22 protein-coding genes are annotated in these 17,159 nt (G+C 53.1%); 2 read left to right on the top strand and 20 right to left on the bottom strand.

Annotated elements, in window-relative coordinates:
* Positions 1-133 precede the first annotated feature (133 nt).
* From gcvPB to JJU47_RS11225, 13 genes are all read right to left on the bottom strand, one after another.
* Positions 134-1,609, bottom strand: a complete 1,476-nt coding sequence (gcvPB, locus tag JJU47_RS11285; protein ID WP_228619444.1) for an aminomethyl-transferring glycine dehydrogenase subunit GcvPB — start codon at positions 1,607-1,609, stop codon at positions 134-136.
* The gene (gene gcvPA / locus JJU47_RS11280) at positions 1,609-2,946 is read right to left on the bottom strand and encodes an aminomethyl-transferring glycine dehydrogenase subunit GcvPA (protein ID WP_228619566.1); all 1,338 of its coding nucleotides are present in this window, start codon (positions 2,944-2,946) and stop codon (positions 1,609-1,611) included. Before gcvPA ends, gcvPB begins: the two co-directional genes overlap by 1 nt.
* Positions 2,947-2,971: 25 nt before the next feature.
* Positions 2,972-4,045: a glycine cleavage system aminomethyltransferase GcvT gene (gcvT, locus tag JJU47_RS11275; protein WP_228619442.1), complete on the bottom strand. Its 1,074-nt coding sequence runs from the start codon at positions 4,043-4,045 to the stop codon at positions 2,972-2,974.
* A gap of 148 nt (positions 4,046-4,193) precedes the next feature.
* Entirely contained in the window at positions 4,194-4,532 is a 339-nt protein-coding gene (locus JJU47_RS11270; RefSeq protein ID WP_228619440.1) for a hypothetical protein, read from the bottom strand.
* Positions 4,529-5,014 carry a shikimate kinase gene (locus tag JJU47_RS11265; protein ID WP_228619437.1) on the bottom strand — a complete coding sequence of 162 codons (486 nt, stop codon included), beginning with the start codon at positions 5,012-5,014 and terminating at the stop codon, positions 4,529-4,531. The genes JJU47_RS11270 and JJU47_RS11265 overlap by 4 nt, the downstream gene beginning before the upstream one ends.
* Positions 5,007-5,309: a hypothetical protein gene (locus JJU47_RS11260; RefSeq protein ID WP_228619435.1), complete on the bottom strand. Its 303-nt coding sequence runs from the start codon at positions 5,307-5,309 to the stop codon at positions 5,007-5,009. Before JJU47_RS11260 ends, JJU47_RS11265 begins: the two co-directional genes overlap by 8 nt.
* Positions 5,273-5,767 carry a hypothetical protein gene (locus JJU47_RS11255; RefSeq protein ID WP_228619433.1) on the bottom strand — a complete coding sequence of 165 codons (495 nt, stop codon included), beginning with the start codon at positions 5,765-5,767 and terminating at the stop codon, positions 5,273-5,275. Before JJU47_RS11255 ends, JJU47_RS11260 begins: the two co-directional genes overlap by 37 nt.
* Positions 5,703-5,939 (bottom strand): hypothetical protein, encoded by a 237-nt coding sequence (locus JJU47_RS11250; protein WP_228619430.1) that lies wholly within the window; start codon positions 5,937-5,939, stop codon positions 5,703-5,705. Before JJU47_RS11250 ends, JJU47_RS11255 begins: the two co-directional genes overlap by 65 nt.
* Complete coding sequence (locus JJU47_RS11245) at positions 5,926-6,360, bottom strand: prepilin-type N-terminal cleavage/methylation domain-containing protein (protein WP_228619428.1); 435 nt, start codon at positions 6,358-6,360, stop codon at positions 5,926-5,928. Before JJU47_RS11245 ends, JJU47_RS11250 begins: the two co-directional genes overlap by 14 nt.
* On the bottom strand, positions 6,357-6,668 hold the full coding sequence (locus JJU47_RS11240; RefSeq protein WP_228619425.1) for a prepilin-type N-terminal cleavage/methylation domain-containing protein: 312 nt from the start codon (positions 6,666-6,668) through the stop codon (positions 6,357-6,359). Before JJU47_RS11240 ends, JJU47_RS11245 begins: the two co-directional genes overlap by 4 nt.
* A gap of 12 nt (positions 6,669-6,680) precedes the next feature.
* Complete coding sequence (locus JJU47_RS11235) at positions 6,681-7,655, bottom strand: type II secretion system F family protein (RefSeq protein WP_228619423.1); 975 nt, start codon at positions 7,653-7,655, stop codon at positions 6,681-6,683.
* Positions 7,625-8,443: an ATPase, T2SS/T4P/T4SS family gene (locus JJU47_RS11230; RefSeq protein WP_228619420.1), complete on the bottom strand. Its 819-nt coding sequence runs from the start codon at positions 8,441-8,443 to the stop codon at positions 7,625-7,627. Before JJU47_RS11230 ends, JJU47_RS11235 begins: the two co-directional genes overlap by 31 nt.
* Positions 8,444-8,502: 59 nt before the next feature.
* Positions 8,503-8,889 (bottom strand): Spx/MgsR family RNA polymerase-binding regulatory protein, encoded by a 387-nt coding sequence (locus tag JJU47_RS11225; RefSeq protein ID WP_228619417.1) that lies wholly within the window; start codon positions 8,887-8,889, stop codon positions 8,503-8,505.
* Positions 8,890-9,139: 250 nt separating this feature from the next.
* Between JJU47_RS11225 and JJU47_RS11220 the strand changes: the two genes are divergently transcribed.
* On the top strand, positions 9,140-9,403 hold the full coding sequence (locus JJU47_RS11220) for a DUF2626 domain-containing protein (protein ID WP_228619415.1): 264 nt from the start codon (positions 9,140-9,142) through the stop codon (positions 9,401-9,403).
* 39 nt (positions 9,404-9,442) lie between these two features.
* Here the strand turns inward: JJU47_RS11220 and JJU47_RS11215 are convergent, their stop codons facing one another.
* Positions 9,443-10,063: an MBL fold metallo-hydrolase gene (locus JJU47_RS11215; protein ID WP_228619412.1), complete on the bottom strand. Its 621-nt coding sequence runs from the start codon at positions 10,061-10,063 to the stop codon at positions 9,443-9,445.
* A 156-nt stretch (positions 10,064-10,219) separates the two neighbouring features.
* Here JJU47_RS11215 and JJU47_RS11210 point away from each other — a divergent pair, with 156 nt between their 5' ends.
* Positions 10,220-10,399: a DUF2759 domain-containing protein gene (locus JJU47_RS11210; RefSeq protein ID WP_024371491.1), complete on the top strand. Its 180-nt coding sequence runs from the start codon at positions 10,220-10,222 to the stop codon at positions 10,397-10,399.
* Between the two features lie 79 nt (positions 10,400-10,478).
* On the opposite strand, the gene JJU47_RS11205 is transcribed toward JJU47_RS11210, so the two are convergent.
* The 6 genes from JJU47_RS11205 to JJU47_RS11180 all read right to left on the bottom strand — a co-directional run bounded on the left by JJU47_RS11205 (position 10,479) and on the right by JJU47_RS11180 (position 17,054).
* Entirely contained in the window at positions 10,479-12,398 is a 1,920-nt protein-coding gene (locus JJU47_RS11205) for an LTA synthase family protein (RefSeq protein WP_228619410.1), read from the bottom strand.
* Between the two features lie 239 nt (positions 12,399-12,637).
* The gene (locus JJU47_RS11200; RefSeq protein ID WP_228619408.1) at positions 12,638-13,600 is read right to left on the bottom strand and encodes an ROK family glucokinase; all 963 of its coding nucleotides are present in this window, start codon (positions 13,598-13,600) and stop codon (positions 12,638-12,640) included.
* Positions 13,601-13,693: 93 nt separating this feature from the next.
* On the bottom strand, positions 13,694-13,888 hold the full coding sequence (locus JJU47_RS11195) for a YqgQ family protein (protein WP_024371488.1): 195 nt from the start codon (positions 13,886-13,888) through the stop codon (positions 13,694-13,696).
* Positions 13,885-14,907 carry a M42 family metallopeptidase gene (locus tag JJU47_RS11190; protein ID WP_228619405.1) on the bottom strand — a complete coding sequence of 341 codons (1,023 nt, stop codon included), beginning with the start codon at positions 14,905-14,907 and terminating at the stop codon, positions 13,885-13,887. The genes JJU47_RS11195 and JJU47_RS11190 overlap by 4 nt, the downstream gene beginning before the upstream one ends.
* A gap of 15 nt (positions 14,908-14,922) precedes the next feature.
* Complete coding sequence (locus JJU47_RS11185; protein ID WP_228619403.1) at positions 14,923-15,972, bottom strand: rhomboid family intramembrane serine protease; 1,050 nt, start codon at positions 15,970-15,972, stop codon at positions 14,923-14,925.
* A 125-nt stretch (positions 15,973-16,097) separates the two neighbouring features.
* Positions 16,098-17,054, bottom strand: a complete 957-nt coding sequence (locus JJU47_RS11180) for an L-lactate dehydrogenase (RefSeq protein ID WP_228619400.1) — start codon at positions 17,052-17,054, stop codon at positions 16,098-16,100.
* Between the last annotated feature and the right edge of the window lie 105 nt (positions 17,055-17,159).

Below are 17,159 nucleotides of genomic sequence, written 5' to 3'. Positions count from 1 at the left end.
ATATAACTTCAAAACAATTTGATGATTGATTTCGGCGTCAACACTTTTCCAGTAACTTATTAGCCCACGGACTCGTTACAATCAGGTGAAGCACCTTACAAAAACCCACTCGTTCACAACGAGTGGGTCACGATCAATTGATGGACGACGGTTGGCGCCGTTCATATTTCAAGACCGGCTTGCGGGCAGCGAGCGTCTCATCGAGTCGCTTGACGACCGTCGTATGAGGCGCCGTCTGAACGATCTCCGGATTCTCTTCTGCTTCTTTGACGATTTGCAGCATCGCGTCACAGAACGCATCGAGCGTCTCTTTCGACTCCGTCTCGGTCGGTTCGACCATGATGCACTCCTCGACGTTGAGCGGGAAATAAATCGTCGGCGGATGATAGCCGAAGTCGAGCAGCCGTTTAGCGATATCGAGCGTGCGGACGCCGAGCGCTTTTTGACGTTTGCCGGACAAGACGAACTCATGTTTACAGTACGTGTCATACGGCACGTCGAACGCGTCTTTCAGACGAGCGAACATATAGTTGGCGTTCAAGACCGCTTCACGCGACACCCGCGTCAATCCTTCCGCCCCCATCGTCTTGATGTAGCTGTAGGCACGGACGTTGATGCCAAAGTTGCCGTAAAACGGCTTAATGCGGCCAATCGACTGCGGTCGATCGTAGTCGAGCGTGAAACCTGTATCCGCCTTCTTCACAATCGGCGTCGGCAAGTACGGAATCAAGTCGTGTTTGACGCCGACGGGACCAGAACCCGGTCCGCCGCCGCCGTGCGGTCCGGTGAACGTCTTGTGCAAGTTCAAGTGGACGACGTCAAAGCCCATATCCCCAGGACGGGCGATGCCTAAAATCGCATTCGAGTTGGCACCGTCGTAATAAAGCTTGCCGCCTGCTTCGTGGACGACTTTCGCGATTTCAAGGATATCCGCTTCAAACAACCCGAGCGTGTTCGGGTTCGTGAGCATGAGAGCCGCCGTGTCTTCCCCGACTTTCGCTTTCAAGTCCGCAAGGTCGACGAGGCCACGCTCATCGGATTTGACGGTAACCGTCTCGAATCCGGCGACCACAGCCGAAGCCGGGTTCGTCCCGTGCGCCGAGTCCGGTACGAGCACTTTCGTCCGATGCGTGTCGCCGTTATGGTGATGGAACGCCTTGATCAACATGAGCCCCGTCCATTCCCCGTGGGCTCCGGCTGCCGGTTGAAGCGTCACTTCATCCATCCCGGTGATTTCGGCGAGTTGGTCTTGCAAGTCGACCATCATCTCAAGCGCTCCTTGTACTGACTCGAGCGGCTGAAGCGGATGAATATGGGCAAATCCAGGCAGGCGCGCCATATCTTCATTCACTTTCGGGTTATATTTCATCGTGCAAGACCCGAGCGGATAGAAGCCGGAATCGACGCCATGGTTGCGAGTCGATAACGACGTGTAGTGACGGACGACATCAAGTTCGGACACTTCCGGCAGTTCGGCCGCCTCTTGACGAATCATCGAGGCCGGCAAGAGCGTCTCGAGGTCGACTTCCGGCACGGTCGGCGTCGGTAAGTTGTAGCCGGTACGACCGGCGCGTGACACTTCAAAAATGAGCGTTTGTTCGTGTTGCATCAGTTCATCCCCCCAACGACTTCGATAAAGCGATCGATCTCTTCTTTCGTCCGAAGCTCGGTCGCGCAAACGAGCATGTGTGTGCGGCGAGCTGATTCATACGTTCCGAGCGGCAAGCCGCCGATGATCCCGTTGTCTAACAAATGGCGTGACACTTCATCGGCATCGACGTTGAAATCGACGACGAACTCATTGAACATCGGCCCTTCGTCGGCAATCGTATATCCAGCCGTTTTAAGCGACTCTTTCATATAATGCGCCGTTTGCATGTTTCGAACGGCCATGTCGCGAATCCCATACTTGCCGAGCGCGGACATCGTGATCGATGCGGCGAGCGCATTGAGCGCCTGGTTCGAGCAAATGTTCGACGTCGCCTTGTCACGCCGGATATGTTGTTCACGGGCCTGTAACGTCAAAACAAAGCCGCGTTTTCCGTCTTCATCAACAGTCTGCCCGACGAGGCGGCCTGGGAGTTTGCGCATGAGTGCTTGTTTCACGGCGAAGTAACCACACGACGGCCCCCCGAAGCTTTGCGGGATCCCGAACGGTTGAGCATCCCCGACCGTGATGTCGGCCCCGAGCGCACCAGGTGACTCCAAAATACCGAGCGCGAGCGGGTTGCTTGAAACGACGAACAGCGCTCCCGCGTCATGCGCCGCTTGGGCGAGCACGGCCAAGTCTTCGATTCGACCGTAGAAGTTCGGATATTGCACGACGAGACATGAAGCGTCGGTCAAGTCGAGGTTCGTCACATCGGTCAATCCATCGGCGACCGGGGTGAACTCGACGTTCAATCCAGGACCCCCGGCATACGTCTCGATGACGTCTTTCGCTTCTGGGTGGACGGCTCCCGATACGATGACTCGCTTCTTCTTCGTATGGGCGCTCGCAAGATATGTCGCCTCGGCCAGCGCCGTGATGCCGTCGTACATCGACGAGTTGGCGACGTCCATGCCAGTCAGTTCACAGATCATCGTCTGAAACTCGAACATCGCTTGCAATTCTCCTTGTGAGATTTCAGGCTGATAAGGTGTATATGCCGTGTAAAATTCAGAGCGGAGCAACATATGATTCATGACGCTCGGTGACAAATGGTCGTACATGCCCGCGCCGAGGAAACTCGGATGCGACTTCGTGTGCAAGTTCTTCTCCGCGAGCTTCGACATATGCCGCACGAGATCAACTTCCGGCAGTGGTGCCCCGATCGCAGACAGCGACGCCGTCTCACGGAGCGAGGCCGGGATGTCTTCGAGCAACTCTTCGATCGACTCAACCCCGATGGTCTGCAACATGTCACGCTCATCTTGCTCCGTCATCGGTAAATAGCGAAATTCCATTCTGTTCATTCTGAATCCCCCTGTATCATTTACGTTTATAAAACGGTGTCGGTACTCGTTCGGCTTCTATTTTTTTGCCCCGAACGTCGACGACGAAGTTCGTTTGTTCGATATAACGGCGGTCGACGCGTGCCCAGGCGATCGATTCATTCACTGTCGGCGGCATCGTCCCCGTCGTCACGACCCCAATCGCTTCCCCATCAAACTCGACAGTCGCCCCTTGGCGCGCGATGCCGCGACCGAGCAGCTTCAAGCCGATAAGACGTTGTGGGATATTTTCTTTTTGCTCAACGAGCGCGTCTTTTCCAATGAAGTCGGTATCAAGTTTGACCGCGAAGTTCAAATTCGCCTCAAACGGAGTGACCGTCTCATCAAGCTCGTGGCCGTAAAGCGGGAGGCACGCCTCAAATCGTAATGTGTCACGGGCACCGAGCCCACACGGCGTCACCCCTTCAGCTTCGAGCGCTGACCAGATATGCGGCATCTGTTCCGCTTTGGCGTAAAGTTCGAACCCGTCTTCACCCGTGTAACCGCTTCTTGAGACGATTGTCGTCACACCGGCCACGTCGCCCGTCAAGAAACGGAAAAACTTGATCTCATGCAACGGCAAATCAGTGATCCGCGAGAGTACCGCCTCGGCGTTCGGTCCTTGAATCGCGATTTGACCATATGCATCCGACTCATCCGTCACCGTGACGTCTCCCGTTGCGTACTCGTTCACGTGCGCCACGTCTTTTTCAATGTTCGAGGCGTTGACGACGAGCCAGAAGGCGTCCTCATCGAGTCGATAGACGAGCAAGTCATCGACGACTCCCCCATTCGGTAGACAGAACAAGTTATATTGCGCTTGACCGATGTGAAGTTTCGATACATCGTTCGTCACGAGTCGTTGGACGGCCGCCAAAGCGTCCGGTCCTTCGACTCGAATCTCTCCCATATGCGACACGTCGAACATGCCGACGTCTTCTCGCACGGCGACATGCTCTTCCTTAATTGAAGAGAACATGATCGGCATATCAAACCCCGCAAACTCCACCATCTTCGCCTTCGGAGCAATCAATTCATACAAAGGCGTACGTTTCAACGTAACTTTCTCCATAATATCCCCCAATCCCGAACATAAGTATAGAATATCGTGAAATATTTCGTTTTCACTATCACTCTATCAATTTTCTTCGCCGTTGCATAGCCTAAAGCGGGCAAAAAGAAAGAGGATGGAAAACGAAAACGTTTTCATCCTCATTATTTCATATTTTACTCTCGGTGGAAACGGTCGAGCTTTCGATTCCGGCGGTCCGTTTGATTTCTTTCGTCAATCCGATTGAGGCATCTTTCAATTCAAGTGACTCGTCCTTCACTTTGACCGACAGACGCTTCATCTCAGTCACGGATTTGTTAACCGTATCGACATGACGCTTGATGTCATCGATGAGTTGCTGGATCACATTGATCCGAATTTGAAACCGCTCGGTCAGTCGTTTGACGCGACGAACGTCACCCGCCATCTTCTTCTTGTAAAGTAAAAAGCCGTATAGGCCGAGCCCGAGAAGTGCGAGCACGATAATGGCAAGATTGATCCAAATCATTTATTTTCCTCCTTCAAGCGATATAGTTCATCGGCGATCGCCATTGTCCCGAGCGAAGCGTCCATTACGAGATGCGCTTGCGCGTACAAAGGGCGACGTCTTTCATAGAGTGCCTTCACACTATCTTTTCCCCGTTTGACGAGCGGACGGTCCGAATGACGGATCCTCTCCCAGCACGTCTCAAACGGCAAGTCGAGAGCGACGACGGTGCCGTTATGTAGCATCCACTCGAGATTTTCCGCCCGTTCGACGACCCCTCCTCCAGTCACGATGAAATCGGCGCTGACCGTCCGGAGTAACTCGGTCTCGCGTTGGCGAAAAGCCTCTTCGCCGTGACAGGCGAAATAAGTCGCGATGTTCGTCCCGTAGCGCCGCTCAAACACCTCATCCAAATCAATGACTTGATTCGTTGTTTCCAAATATCGTTTTAAGCTTGATTTACCTGTACCCATAAAACCGATGATGTAAAACGGTCTACTCATCAAAATAGATCACCTCTTTATGGCGTTCTCCCGTCTCGAGCCAAATCTCGACTTCTGCTGTCCCTGCGCCGAGCGGGCGGCAAGTGACGGTGCCGGTCGGTCTCGTCAAGGTGAGCGGGACCGTCCGGCACTGCTTTTTCGCCACGAGCAGATGGGCCTCGAACCGGATGGCGAGGACGTCGAGCGCGAGACGCTCCGTCGTTCGTTCGATATCAGTATACCAAAATAAAGCCGCACCGAGTATCCACGTCACGACGATCAAAGAAGAGATGAGAAAGAAGCCGCCCTCATGCACATGACATACTTTTCTCGTTCCCCGGTCGCATCGGCCCACCGCACCCGATAACCGCTCCCTACCGTTTCGACGTGATAGCGATCGATTCCTCTTATAAATAGCAGATTCCCTCCTCCCTCTCCGACCATGACCAAGTTGCCGTTAATCTGTTTCAACGTCCACGCCCACGTCGTCTTGTCGGGCCGCACATACACCCCGGCGAGCCGTCCGTCGTTGACCGTGCAGTCCCGGCTGTCGATGACTTTTCGAACGAACAGCTGCGGCGTCATCGTCACGTTCCCTCGAGGCTGCTCATAAAGCGCCCCGCCGAACGCCAGCATATGGACGAGCAAAGCAATGAACAACGGGACGAGGAGCAACGTGAACGTCAGCTCGAGCAGCGTAAATCCTGATTCACAATGTCGGGAGGCAATGGTCACCTTCGCAAACTGCCAATCGTCCGCCCGGTTCGTCCGCATCCTTCACCACCTCCCCTTGCAATCGTTCATATATGCGAACCGTCATTTCAAGACGGGCGACGCGTTCGTTCCCGGCCTCGACGAACGGGACGAGCACACCGCCCCAACCGAGCAGGAGGGTCAGACTGAGACAAACTTCCCAAAACGTGACCCCTTGTTCACCATCCCTCACTGCGGATCACCTCCGGCTCGTAAGTGCCCATGCGAAACTTCAGCGTGACAGCCAACTGTCCCGAAGAAAACTTCCATTGTCCGGCGTACGTCGCTGCCGTCTTCGAGAACACGATGTCACTCGTCGTCGGCAGGCTGATGTCGACGCCATCTGGTACTCTCACCGTTTTGATCGAGGTCAACCCGCACGTGATGTGATAACGCCGTTCTTTGATGTACCAACGCAAACGAGGCACACATTTCTCATCGGAGGCGACGTACGGGTATTGTCCGACTTCGGCGATGTCCGCGAGCAGCGCCTCGGTGAAGTCGACCAAGGCGAGGCGCTCGACAGAACGGACGCTCGGCATCGCTATGAGCAACAGCATCGACAAGATCACGAGGACAGCTGCCATCTCGACGAACGTGTACCCGTCTTTCATTGCTTCGTCAACGTACCGGTCGTGGGAGCGTACGTATACGTCATCGACTGACAGCTGTATGTGAGCGGGTCGCCGGAACCGTTTCGCTTAATGACGGCGAGTGATTCCGGATACGCCTTGTGCTCGGCGTAATACAAATTGATCTCGGACTCGACGATGCGGACGCTGCCTTCACAACTTACACTGTCGGCCCGACTTTTGCCGTCCGACATCGACGGGACGAGCAACAGCAACAATACGGAAATGATGAGCAACACCGCCGCCATCTCGACGAGTGTGAATCCTTGCTCTGCCTTCATTCGGTTCATGTGAATTCCTCCTCATAATTGGTTCATGATCAGCTGGACCGGCAAATAGATCGTATAAAACATCATCGTCACCATGACCGTCAACAACCCATATAGCGCCGGTTCCGTTTTCGCGATAAGTTGTTTCCAGTACAGCTCCATCTCTTCGAAGACGAGGTCACGGTGTAGCGACATGATCATCCCGAGCTCGCCGCTCACCGTGCCGACACCGAACAAGCTGACAACTTCATGGTCAAGGAGCTGTTCCGCCCGCGCCGCCTCCTCTAGCTCGAGTCCGGAAGACATACGGTCGTGCATTCGCTTCGCCATCGAGGCTACTTCCCCTTCGCCGTTTGCCAATCGTTCCACGATGGTCCTAACCGAGGCTTGCCCTTCCCGCAACAATGACAGTTCACTGACGAACAAGTAGGTCACGTATAGACGTTGCCCGCGTTCGATGATCGGGACACGGACCCACCCACGCTTTCCGGACGCGTAAAGCCCCCCCGCCGTCAGGACGACGGCAAGAAACAATCCGGGGAAAAACCCTTTCGACAGTAAAACAGCGTTCATCCCGTTCATCTGCTCAAGCTCGACCATGGCAAGAAGCTTCGGGAAGATATAAAGGGCGTAAATCGTGCCCAAGCCGAACAGCATCGTCAGAATGACGAGCGGATAACGGGCGAGCTGCCGTAATTCTTGCTCGAGCGATCGGCGCATCGTCGATAAGGCGAGCACTTGTTCAAGCCCTTCGATGAAGTGATGCCCCCGCTCAGCCGTCTCGAGCAGTTCCTGCATCCGTCCATCTTTGATGAGTCCGGCGAACACTTCCGATAGAGGGGCCCCGCCTTCAAGCTTCAGCCGCATCTCATATACCGTCCGTCTGTCCCGTCCCCGTTCATGTAATTCAAGCGTTTCAAACGTCTTTTTTAATCCGACACCCCTGGCCTGGAGCCGCAGGAATCGCCGGATCGTGTTCAGTTCATTGTTGGCTCGGGTATCGACCATGAACAACTCACTCCTTCTTCTCGGCTGAGCACGCACCAATGCCGTGCGACATCCATCGTTCCGACGAGCTGTTTGAGCCGTCGTTCGCCGTCTTCGATCGTCGATGTATGAAACGTCACCATCGTCAAATGTCCGCTCAGTGCCGCATCATGGGCTACGTGCAACTCTTCACTCGTCCTCACCTCCCCGATGACGATGACATCGGGGTCGGCCCGGAGCGTCTCCTTCAACAACTGGCGATGATCAAGACCGGCCAACACGTTCACTTCAAGTTGGATCACGCCGGGCACTTGCTGCTCAGGCGGATTTTCAATTGTGACGATGCGCCGGTTGTTCATCTGTTCGAGCAACGCATAGAGCACCGTCGTCTTCCCGGCACCGGTCGCACCGCCAATGATGAACAAGCCGCGACGAAGCTCGGCCATCGCCTCGAATCGTCTCGCGTCTTCTTCTGTCACCAAGTCCCGTAATTGATACGACGCGTTTGGTAACCGCCACGACATGAGGACATGTTCGAAGGACGGGAGGAACGTGACACGCACGACCGCCGTACCCGCGTCATACATTCCTGATTGCGGGACGCGGTGGTCGGTTTCTGTGAGTGAACACCAATATTTCATATGTAACGTCAACCGCTCATAGTCGAACCGCGTCATCGTCTCAATCACTTGTAAACGGCTCCCAAAGCGAACGTGGACCGCCACTTGTTCGCCGGCCGGCATGAAATGCACGTCGCTTGCCCGTAATGCCCTCGCCGCCTCGACGAGTCGTGCCGTCATCACTTTCATCTCCCCCACCTCACAGAAAGCATAAAAAAAAAGCCCACCTTTTGAAAAGTGGACTTGTTTTAGGAAACGTTTGAAGTTGTGAGGTCATGGCGGCGGGCATACGTCTCAATCGATACTTTGTCGTAACCGACAATCACTTCTTTCCCGTCCGTCAAGATCGGGCGCTTCAACAATTTAGGGTTTTCACTCATGAGTTGAAGCAACTCGCTCAATTTCAAGTCATCGACATCGACGTCCAACTGTTTGAACGCTTGACTCCGTGTGGCGAGAAGGGATTCGACTCCGTTGTCACAAAGTGTCAACAACGTCAACAGTTCGTCGACCGAAGGGGCGTCACGGAAAATATGACGTTCGCTCACGTTGAGTTGCTGGTCTTGTAAAAATGCCTTCGTCTTCCGGCATGAAGTACAGCTTGGATACGTATAAAACATCAGTTCATTTGCCATTGTTAAAGCCTCCTTATGAGATGTGTTCCCGGTCGTTCAGTGTGTGTAAGTTGATTATACAACGGTTGGACAATTATGTACAGTATTTGTACAACTTTTTTTATTTTTTTGTACAACCCTTCGCCACTCTTAAATTTCACATTTTTTTCACGATTATTTTGCTCAATTCACACGTTTTCATAGCATTTTTTTTAATGTGTTGGTAAAATAGTGAATGAGAATGGAATAATGTACGTATGGGGGGATTAACATGGCGAGAATGTACCGTGTCCTTGGTTTTTGGACTGGATTGATCGCGGCGCTTGCTTTCGTGGGCGCACTCGGTGGAGATCAAAGCAGCAGCGAACATACTGGTGACTTCGTCGTAATGGGTCTTGTCTTTTTAGCTCAAACTATTTTCTTCGTCGCACTAGGCTACTTGAAGTTGACTGAAAAAACGTATGTATACGTGTTCGGGGCTTACTTGACTGTATTCTTCGTCGTCTTCACGTATTGGAGTAACTTCCAAATGTAAAAAAAGATTGTCTCGCCAAGAGACAATCTTTTTTTACATTTACCGGCTGAAAAACGGATTGGACCGGATTTCAGCTTCAAGTGTCGTTTTTGGTCCGTGCCCGGAATAAAGGACGGTCTCGGGTGGCAACAGTTGACGGATGCGGTCGATCGAACCGAGAAGCGTCGCTTGCTCCCCTCCGTACAGGTCCGTCCGCCCGACCGACTGTTTGAAAATGAGATCTCCGCAAAACGCGACGCCAGCATCCGCCGCGTGAAGTGTGACGCTTCCTGGCGAGTGGCCTGGAGTATGATGAAGACCGAACTCGAGAGCACCGATTTGCAACGATTTCCCTTGGTAGACTCGCTCGGCCGGCCGCATGGATGCGTAAGGCAAATGGAATTTCGCGGCGCCGTTCTTTTCATCGTCCATGAGCCACGTTCGTTCGGCCTCGTGGATGTAGACCGGGACGTTATAGCGGTCGCGAAGCGCATCGATCCCACCGATATGATCGAAATGGGCATGCGTCAACAAGATCGCCTGCACTCCACCGAAGCGTTCTACCGCTTCAAAGAAGCGCGGGTCATCGGTTCCCGGGTCGATGATGACGACCGTACCGTCTTGTTCCACGACATACCCGTTTTCTTGCGCCAAGCCTGATGTGATTTTTACTACGTTCATATGAACACCTCCTTCCCCATTCTAATCGATATTGTGGCAAAATTGTAGCGACGCCTTTCTTTGCTCGACACCGCCCTCTATTTCGGATAAAATAATAATGATATTTCAGTGAAATTTTTATGAATTTCATGACGTATAATAAAGGGGGAACTCGTCATGCATTTGTATGAGCCGTTTGGATGGATTTCACTTATCGTCGCACTTGTGGCGATTTGGGGAATGGCCCGTTCATTCAAGAAACGTCAATTCTTTCCACTCGCCTTCGCCGCGCTTACTGTACTCGTCTTTGGATTTTTCGGCGTCGCGACATTGATTTACGGTGGAATCCCGAGCTAACACACGCATTGAAAAAGACGGCCTCGGCCGTCTTTTTTGTACCAAAAAAGCGTCACCCGAACGGGTGACGCTTGCTCGTTCATTTATTATCCGACTGTTCTTTGAAGCGCAACAAGTCTGAGTAAATCAAGTCATCATTCATTTGAAGAATGTTCTCCGCTTCTTCGCTGATCGGTCCGCAAAGAGAGGCATCTTCCACGGCTTCACCCGTCTCGGCATCATAGCAAAGCGATTGTGTCCAAACGTATTCATCGGTGACGACCGTTCCATCCCGGAAGATGGCACGGCTGTTACGCTCTTCAGAGAAGAGGTCGTTGCCGAATCCGACGAGGTCGGACGTGTCAATGCCGAGCAAGTGCAGGATTGTCGGTTTCATATCGATATGGCTGCCGACCGTTTCATGGACTTGTCCGTTTTCTTGGCCAGGCAAATGAATCGCAAATGGGACTTGCTGAAGTTTCGCCACATCGTACGGTGTCAGCTCTTCTTTTCCAAGAAGGTCGGCCATCGCGGCGTTATGGTTCGTCGAGATGCCGTAATGGTCACCGTAGACGACGAAAATCGTGTCGTCCCACATGCCGTTCGCCTTCAGCTCGTCGATGAACAGTCCGAGCGCGTAATCTTGGTATGCGAGCGCCTGTGGGAAGTTGTTGAGCGTCGTCGAGTTCGTCTCGAACTTCGGCACGAGCTCATACTCCTCACTCGGCATCGTGTACGGGAAGTGGTTCGTCAAAGTGATGAACTTCGCGTAGAACGGTTGCGGCAACTCTTCGAGCATCGGAATCGATTGTTCGAAGAAACTGTCATCAAGCAGTCCCCATTCGGTCATATCTTCCGGATTACCGAGGTCGTAGCTCTTCTCATCGAAAAACTCGTCCACGCCGACGTTTTTGTACATATGGTCGCGATTCCAGAACGATTTATTGTTCGCGTGGAACACGGTCGAATAGTAATTGTCGTCTTTGATCAATTCCGGAAGCGCCTGATATTCGTTGTCGGCGTTCGTAAAGTAGACCGCACCTCGCGGAAGTCCGTAAAGCGAGTTGTCGAGGGCGAACTCGGCGTCGGACGTCTTCCCTTGTCCGACAGTGTGATAATAGTTCGGCCAGTAGTGCGACTCTTCGATCAACTTGTTCAAGTTCGGTGTGATGTACTCGCCGTTCGAGGCTTTCATATTGTGCGTGAAGTTTTGGGCTGACTCGAACGAGACGACGATCACGTTCTTCCCTTTATACTTGCCGAACAGATCAGGGTTCGGGGCGGCATAGTTTTGACGGGTGAACTGCTCGATCTCGGCAAGTTCCGATCCATCGGCCATCGCCTTTTGGGCAGACGTCTTCGTCTGGAGCATCGCGTCGTATACGTGGAAGTTGAACGTCCCGATATTTTTGACGAGCAGTTCACGGTCGAACGAGCGCGTCAACAATTCCGGGCGCTCCGTCTCAGCGAGTGACAAGTTGAAGAGGAACACGGCCACGGCCGCCACGAACGTGACGAGCGCACGGCGATGAGACGCCGCGTTTTGGCGGGTGTTCACTTTCCATAGGAGGAACGGCAAGACGAGCACATCGCCGAGGATGATCAAGTCTTTCCATTCCAACAGCGACGTGAACGATGTCGATAACGTCTCCATGTTCGACGGTTGCAAGATGACCGGCATCGTCAAGTAGTCGGTGAACTCACGGTAGTAGACGGCATCGGCGAACAAGATGAACGAGGCGAACGCATACAGCGTGTAGAGCACCCATTTCTGCTTGCTGCCTTTAAAGAAGAAACTAAACGCGAATAGGAACAGCGTTGAACTGATCGGGCTGATCAATAAAATAAATGCTTGCGCGGTGTTTTCAATCGGGATATTAAAGAAAAATTGATATACGATGTACGTCTTCGTCCAAAGCAATAAAGTAAAGATCCAGAATAAACGATATTCTTGAAACGAAGCGCGGACCGTTTCATTCAGTCGCATTGTAAGCTTCGAGAAGCGTTGAGATGACTTCATCTGACGGTCTCCTCCTCTTTTCAGTTTTATGGCGTTGTCCATCGACTCGCCTTCACTTCGTCCGTGGTGAGTATGTTCTATGTTTCACGAACGGTATTAGTCCAGTATCAAGTTCAAATCTTACCCCTTTTTTAACAAAAAATCAACCGTGGGGTTACAAAATTTACATTATTCAATACCCTTTCCATACTAAAAACACGCCTATGCTCGAGGCATAGGCGTGCAGGTCGTCAGATCGATTAAACGCGTGTCGGCAAGAAATGTTTGCGGGCGAGCCATGCGCACCCGATGACGCCCGCATCGTTCTCAAGTTCAGCGATTTTGAACGTCGTCGATGTGTAGACGCGTTCGAGGGCGAATCGTTTGAACTGTTCATCGAGCGGTTCAAGCAGTGCTTCTCTCGCTTTCGAGACACCGCCGCCGATGACGATGATTTTCGGGTTCAACGTATTGGCGATGTTGGAGATTGTAAGCCCTAAATACTCCGTCATCTCGCGGACGACCTCAGTCGCCACTTCATCGTTCGCTTTGAACGCTTCGAAAACGTCACGAGCCGTCACTTCTTTCAACTCATTCAACGAAGTCGTCCGATTTTTCCGTTTTTGAAGCGCCAAACGAGCGACACCTGTCGCGGATGCGATCGTCTCGATGCACCCTGTCCGGCCGCAGCCGCATTTCACTGCTTTCGTCTCATCGCGCTCGACCGTGATATGACCGATTTCTCCGGCCATCCCAGCGGCACCGTGTACGATATTGCCGTTCGTGATGACACCGCCGCCGACCCCGGTGCCGAGCGTGATGGCGAGCAACTCCGAGGCACCTTCGCCGGCACCTTTCCACATCTCGCCGAGCGCGGCCGCGTTGGCGTCATTTTCTAATACGGCCGGCAATCCGACCGCTTTCTCGAACTCACTGACGAGCGCAAAGTTTTTCCATCCGATGTTCGGCGAGTACTCGACGACACCTTCCGAGAAATTGATGAATCCCGGAGCGCCGATTCCGGCGCCGGCAAAGTCTTCCTTCGCCTTGCCCGATTGCGCGAGATAGGCGTTGAAGGAAGTTGCGATATCCGTCGGAATATGTACCCCGTTGTCACGAATATCCGTCTTGATTTCCCATTTGTCAGAAATGATACCATTCATATCGAGGACGGCCATTTTCACCGTCGTTCCTCCGATGTCGATCCCTAATAACCACTTCATCTAGTCCACTCCTCATCTCAATTAAATCGCTTTCATCCAATAGTTTACACTATTCAACCCCTTGTGCAAACATTTGCACAAGGGGTTTTTCTGTCAATCTATTGAATTTTTTAATTCGTGCGTCAAGATGATTTTCGCCGTGTCGTATTCACGTTGTTCGATCATCCCACCGGCGTGCAGTTCATCGAGCTCCATCATCATGAGACCGATCTCGGCGTCCCGCTCCCCGATATAGATGATCGTCCCGAACGATTTCAAAAACTGTTGAACATCGTAAAAGTTTTTCACGATCGTCCCTCCATCTCCGTCAAGACGTAACGGTACAATAGCGCCCGCGTCGCCTCGAGCGACGAGACGTGCGTCCGCTCGTAACTGTGGCTCGACTCGATGCCGGGGCCGATGAGCGCGTGCCGAACATCGTAGCCGGCCCGAACCGCCGCCGAGGCGTCGGAGCCATAATAAGGATAAAGATCGACTTTAAACGCGATGTCATGTTTTCGGCAAAGCGATGTGAACAAGCGGCGCAGTTCCAAATCATACGGACCCGACGAGTCTTTCGCACAAATCGACACCGTATACTCGTCCGAATGCTGGCCGTCTCCAAGCGCCCCCATATCGACGGCGACGTATTCGACGACGTCATCCGGAATGCCGGCGTTGCCACCGAAACCGACCTCTTCGTAGTTCGAAATCAAATAGTGGACACGGTGCGGTAAATCTGCGGACACGAGCTCCCGGGCCAAATCTAATAAAATGGCGACCGAAGCCTTGTCATCGAGGTGGCGCGACTTAATGTAACCTGTTTCCGTCTGTTTAAAGCGCGGGTCGAACGAGACGAAGTCTCCCACTTCGATCCCGAGACCTCTCACGTCTTCTGCACTGTGCACATCGGCATCGAGACGTACTTCGATCGTCGACGACGACCGTTCGGCGCTGTTCGTGTCTTTGTAGACGTGAACGCTCGATTGGTGCACCAAGATCGTTCCATCAATCGGCTCCCCTGACTCCCGATGGACGAGACAGTTCTCTCCTTCGATCGCCGTCCACGCATATCCGCCGACTTGAGAAAGACGGAGCCGTCCGCTCGGCAAGATGTCTTTCACCATCGCCCCGAGCGTGTCGACGTGCGCGGTCAACAAACGGGCAGGACCGATGCGTCCCGGGAACGTCGCAAGTAGCGCTCCTTTATGCAACCGTTTCGTCTCGACGCCGAGCGTCGACAGTTGCTGCTCGACAAAGCCGATCGCTTCGTCCGTCATCCCGGACGGACTCGGTATTGCGACTAGTTGTTTCAACGTATCAATCATGTCATTACTCCTTTGTCATCGATAGTAGCCGTATGCGTAAAAGGCTATCGCAAGCAAGATGGCGGCAATCGTAAAACCTGCCCGGCGCACTTGCTTATGTTCATCTGGTAACCCGACGGCACCGGCCATCAAAAACCCACCGACCAGACCTCCAGCGTGAGCAGAATGGTCCAAGCTCGCGCCAAGGACGAAGGCGAGTCCTACGTTTAATCCTAACATAATAAACAACGGCGGACCGAGCGTCTTCATGAAAAGTGACCGGTCCCGCAGGCCGAAATAAAGCAACGCTCCGACAAGCCCGAACAACGCACCCGACGCCCCGGCCGAGATGGCGTCACTGAGCGCGTACGAGGCCGTCGAGGCAATCAGACCGGCGAGCAGATAAATGACGACAAAACGCGGCGAGCCGTACATTCGTTCCACGAGTGGGCCGAGCGACCAGAGCGCGAACATGTTGATGGAAAAATGGAACCAACCGATATGAAGAAACATCGGGGTGACAAGCCGCCACCATTCGCCGTCGTCGATGAGCGGATTGACTTTCGCCCCGAACCGGATGAGCGTCTCCGGGTCGAGCGTGGAGCCGATTGATTCGGCGAGCCACATGACGAGAAACGTCGCGAACATGAAAAAATAGACGGCTTGGGGTTTCCCAAAAGCGAAACGTCGCTTCAACTCGGCTTTCCGCTCTTTGTCGAGTTCCAAGGCGAGAGGTCGATAGCGTTCGGCTCCGTCTTCCGTCGCGAAGTGCCGTTCGATCGTCACTTTGGCCGAAATCGAGAATGTCAGCGTCTTCAGCCGTTCCTCATCGACGAGCGGCTCCCCGTAAACGTGAACGCGAAGCTTCTCTCTTCCAAGACGTGCGAGACGAAACGAGTTCATGACCGCCTCGATGTCCATGGCGACGTGGTTGGCCCACGCTTTATCCGTTCTTATGTACAAGTTGTAGACGTCGCCAGCTTTCGTGTCGAACAACAAGAGCGCCCGTGACGGCTCAAGAATCCCCTCGACTCGTCCGCCCGCCTCGATCGCGTGATATATATCTTCCCAAAACGAGTTCGCCATTTGAATCCCCTCCCTTCATCTATAATTGTAATCCAATTTCTGCCCGACGACAAAGAAGGACGTGCGCCACGTATGCCACGACAAAAAACCGCGGTCGGCAAAACGCCTCCCGCGGTACGTGCTACTTATAAAACTGGCTCCATCGTTTTCATCAAGACGTCTGCCGAGTGGTGCATCTTTTGCTTCTCTTCTTCAGACAACTCGATTTCGACGACTTGACGAACCCCTTGGCGGTTAATGATGGCCGGTACCCCGATGTGGATGTCGTTCAAGCCATACTCTCCGTCCAAGTACGCGCCGACCGTAAGGAGCGTGTTCTCGTTACGGAGCACCGCTTTGACGAGACGGAGGAGACCGAGACCGATCGCATAGTACGTCGCCCCTTTGCGCTCGATGATGTGATAAGCCGCATCACGGACGTTGACGTAAATGTCTTCGAGGTCTTCCCACGAATAATCATCGTTCTCTTCAAGCAACTGCTCGACCGACTTGCCGTAGATCCGGGCGTTGCTCCAAGCAGCAAATTCTGTATCGCCGTGCTCGCCCATGATGTAGGCGTGGCAGTTGCGCGGGTCGACATTGAAATAGTCGCCGAGCATGTAACGGAGACGTGACGTATCGAGCACCGTACCAGAACCGAAGACGCGGTGTTTCGGAAGACCTGAGTATTTCCATGCCAAGTGCGTCATGATGTCGACCGGGTTTGACGCGATGATGATGATTCCGTCAAATCCTGACGCCATGATGTCCGCGATCATCGATTTCATGATTTTCGCGTTCTTCTCGACAAGGTCAAGACGTGTCTCGCCCGGCTTTTGCGGAGCTCCCGCCGTGATGACGACGATGTCAGCAGCGCCACAGTCCGTGTAGTCCCCGGCCCACACACGCATCGGTGATGACGCGAACGATACGCCGTGGTTCAAGTCCATCGCTTCCCCTTCGGCTTTCGCTTTATTGATATCGATGATGACGAGTTCTTCACAAAGGCTAGCTGTCGTTAATTGATATGCGAAGCTGGCACCGACTGCACCGGCACCTACGAGCGCGACGCGTGTTACTTTTGCATGATTTAATGTTTCCATGTTGATTCTCCACCCTTCGAACAATCTGTTTCATGTTTTAGTTTTATCTGTTACATAAAGATTGTAACATCATTCACAAACACTCACTACAATAGAAACCGTTTT

This window comes from Exiguobacterium sp. (genome assembly GCF_020832205.1).
Taxonomy (GTDB): Bacteria; Bacillota; Bacilli; order Exiguobacteriales; family Exiguobacteriaceae; genus Exiguobacterium.
Note: the sequence above shows the minus strand (reverse complement) of the source record. Positions and strands in the feature narration are given on the sequence as shown.

Coding starts and splice junctions, on each gene's coding strand:
- gcvPB (WP_228619444.1), bottom strand. CDS start 1,609: ATGCAACACGAACAAACGCTCATTTTTGAAGTGTCACGCGCCGGTCGT.
- gcvPA (WP_228619566.1), bottom strand. CDS start 2,946: ATGGAATTTCGCTATTTACCGATGACGGAGCAAGATGAGCGTGACATG.
- gcvT (WP_228619442.1), bottom strand. CDS start 4,045: ATGGAGAAAGTTACGTTGAAACGTACGCCTTTGTATGAATTGATTGCT.
- JJU47_RS11270 (WP_228619440.1), bottom strand. CDS start 4,532: ATGATTTGGATCAATCTTGCCATTATCGTGCTCGCACTTCTCGGGCTC.
- JJU47_RS11265 (WP_228619437.1), bottom strand. CDS start 5,014: ATGAGTAGACCGTTTTACATCATCGGTTTTATGGGTACAGGTAAATCA.
- JJU47_RS11255 (WP_228619433.1), bottom strand. CDS start 5,767: ATGCGGACGAACCGGGCGGACGATTGGCAGTTTGCGAAGGTGACCATT.
- JJU47_RS11245 (WP_228619428.1), bottom strand. CDS start 6,360: ATGAAAGACGGGTACACGTTCGTCGAGATGGCAGCTGTCCTCGTGATC.
- JJU47_RS11240 (WP_228619425.1), bottom strand. CDS start 6,668: ATGAACCGAATGAAGGCAGAGCAAGGATTCACACTCGTCGAGATGGCG.
- JJU47_RS11235 (WP_228619423.1), bottom strand. CDS start 7,655: ATGGTCGATACCCGAGCCAACAATGAACTGAACACGATCCGGCGATTC.
- JJU47_RS11230 (WP_228619420.1), bottom strand. CDS start 8,443: ATGAAAGTGATGACGGCACGACTCGTCGAGGCGGCGAGGGCATTACGG.
- JJU47_RS11225 (WP_228619417.1), bottom strand. CDS start 8,889: ATGGCAAATGAACTGATGTTTTATACGTATCCAAGCTGTACTTCATGC.
- JJU47_RS11220 (WP_228619415.1), top strand. CDS start 9,140: ATGGCGAGAATGTACCGTGTCCTTGGTTTTTGGACTGGATTGATCGCG.
- JJU47_RS11215 (WP_228619412.1), bottom strand. CDS start 10,063: ATGAACGTAGTAAAAATCACATCAGGCTTGGCGCAAGAAAACGGGTAT.
- JJU47_RS11210 (WP_024371491.1), top strand. CDS start 10,220: ATGCATTTGTATGAGCCGTTTGGATGGATTTCACTTATCGTCGCACTT.
- JJU47_RS11205 (WP_228619410.1), bottom strand. CDS start 12,398: ATGAAGTCATCTCAACGCTTCTCGAAGCTTACAATGCGACTGAATGAA.
- JJU47_RS11200 (WP_228619408.1), bottom strand. CDS start 13,600: ATGAAGTGGTTATTAGGGATCGACATCGGAGGAACGACGGTGAAAATG.
- JJU47_RS11190 (WP_228619405.1), bottom strand. CDS start 14,907: ATGATTGATACGTTGAAACAACTAGTCGCAATACCGAGTCCGTCCGGG.
- JJU47_RS11185 (WP_228619403.1), bottom strand. CDS start 15,972: ATGGCGAACTCGTTTTGGGAAGATATATATCACGCGATCGAGGCGGGC.
- JJU47_RS11180 (WP_228619400.1), bottom strand. CDS start 17,054: ATGGAAACATTAAATCATGCAAAAGTAACACGCGTCGCGCTCGTAGGT.